At 78.0% G+C, this 532-nt stretch carries 1 protein-coding gene and 1 pseudogene; one reads left to right on the top strand and one right to left on the bottom strand.

All coding sequences use genetic code 11. From position 1 onward, the window contains the following. On the bottom strand, positions 1-227 hold a 227-nt coding region (locus ABWW33_RS33025), incomplete at its 3' end, for a hypothetical protein (protein WP_353405629.1). A 65-nt stretch (positions 228-292) separates the two neighbouring features. Here ABWW33_RS33025 and ABWW33_RS33020 point away from each other — a divergent pair. Beyond that, positions 293-532, top strand: a pseudogene (locus tag ABWW33_RS33020) (histone H1); the annotation flags it as partial.

The raw sequence follows: 532 nt of genomic DNA, 5'->3' as shown, positions 1-532 counted from the left end.
ACCGGCAGCAATGGCGGCAATGGCGGCAATACCGGTAACGGCGGCGGCGCGGCCGGCGGCGGTGGAGGTGCGGGCGGCTTGGGCGGCGCAGGTGCGGCCGGCGGCGGCGCCGGCAGCGGATCGAGCACGGCCAGCACCAGCGCGTCCGGTGGCGGTGCCGGCAGCGGTGCGGCGACGGCATCGACCAGCAGCACCGTCCCGAGCACTACCGGCGAGACACCGGCCACCCTGCCTAGTCATACGGCGACGGCTGCTTCTGGTTCCGGTACCGGCGGCGCCGGCACCTCGGGTAATGGCACAGCCGGCACGGGGACCTCCACCGGCGGCGCGGGCGGCGCGGGTGCTGCAGGCGGCGCGGGCGGTGCAGGCGCGTCGGGCACCGGCGGCAGCAATACGGCAGGTAACGGCGCGGCCGGCGGCTCCGCCACCAGCGGCGCAGGCGGTGCGGGTGCCGGCGTCACGCAAACGGGCGGCGCGGGCGCAACAGCCACCACCGGCGCAGGCGGTGCCGGCGGCGCGGGTGGTGCTGCCA

Source organism: Duganella hordei, from assembly GCF_040369125.1.
GTDB lineage: Bacteria > Pseudomonadota > Gammaproteobacteria > Burkholderiales > Burkholderiaceae_D > Rugamonas > Rugamonas hordei.
Note: the sequence above shows the minus strand (reverse complement) of the source record. Positions and strands in the feature narration are given on the sequence as shown.